The sequence below is a fragment of the Parabacteroides massiliensis genome, from assembly GCF_900155425.1.
In the GTDB taxonomy this organism is placed as follows: domain Bacteria; phylum Bacteroidota; class Bacteroidia; order Bacteroidales; family Tannerellaceae; genus Parabacteroides; species Parabacteroides massiliensis.
On record NZ_LT700204.1, the window covers coordinates 1 to 1414 of the forward strand.

Here is a 1414-nt window from a genome sequence, read left to right on the forward strand (position 1 = left end):
AGATTACTCAGCCCCGTTATTTTATCTATCCATAGCTGCCAACCCTCGCCGAACATGCCGTCCACGAAACGGGTACTGCGGAGCAATTCCCGGATAACAGCCGTCAGAAACTCGGCGTTCCCGTCGCCGTCAACATTGCCTCCGGATTCCCCGGCTTTGTAATCCCCAAAATAAGCCCCTTTCAAAAAACCGATCACCTCGGCAGCGGTATCCCGACGGTGTTTGCTCAGGAACTCCCTTTGGCTTCTTTTTGCCGAGAAAAGGTTGTTGTCGGTCGGCAGCGTATTATCGAAGCTCCGGATAATATCGGGAAGCCCGGAACTTTCGGCCTTGGCTTTCGTATAGCTTTTCAATTCCCCTATACTGTCGTTTACCCTGTCAAATTTCGATACCTGCAGGGCGTCGCTGATCTCCAGGTCCATCTCCCCGGGAAGGTTTACCCTGCGGGTGATCTTCGTAATGCGGCTCCTGCGGTAACCGTCTTTCGGGAAATACTCCGAGCTCTCCAATTTTACGCGCCGGCCGACAAACAGATCGGCCTCCTGCTGCTCGATCCACACATGATCGGTCGGAGCCTTGTAAGCGGCAATATCCAGCCAGTGGTCCTTATTATATTCGTCCACCGCGGCCGCAAATTCCTCCTCTGCCAACCGGTAATATTTATCCGGCATCCGGATATTCCAAAGGACATAGGTGTCCCCGGCCTTCGGGACGAGCTTGCCGCCCGGAAGCTGCGTGTCATTGCCGTAAGGCCAGATCGTGACGATCTCGAACTCACGGGTGGCACTATCGAAGTTCACCTCGAAATAATGGTCGTCCCCCTCTCCCAGCCCGGAAAGGTCACCGCTCTGGAAGGAGACGCGTTTCGTCTCACCGGCCAACTCATAATCGTTAGGATCGAAATCCATCCCGCCGTCCTTGAAGTAATAGACGGTAAAGGCCTTACCTTCCTCGTCCGTCACCTCCTCGCTCCGGACACTGCTTACCGTTCCCACCCGCCGGGGATAGATATCGCTGAAGGCGGCCTGTTCGTAGTGGTCATAGATACCGTACTCGTCCACGCCCACCTCCACGTACTTCTTTTTTCCGGGGAGCATCAGACGGGGGCTGCCGTACTTCTCGGCGTCGATGTTCCTGCTGCTGCCGATCGGGAAAAGGCGTGTGTAGAACTTCGCCGTATTGCTCGTATCCCGCTCCAGGGAGGTCAGCCCCTTGCCGTATCCCAACGTGATCTCCTCACCGTGTTCGCAACGGCACACGTTTACCGTCTGCCCCTCGACCCACCACTCGGCCTTGCCTCCCACCTTGCCGGCGATCTCCTTCAAAGCCTGGTCGCAGTACATGCCCTCATAGTCGATCACGATAAGATCGGTACCGTCCACCTGCCCCACCTTCCAGTCGGTAATGTTACCCA

At 56.0% G+C, this 1414-nt stretch carries 1 pseudogene; it reads right to left on the bottom strand.

Annotation, left to right across the window (positions count from 1 at the left end):
• Positions 1 to 1414, bottom strand: a pseudogene (locus tag BQ9893_RS20930) (hypothetical protein); the annotation flags it as partial.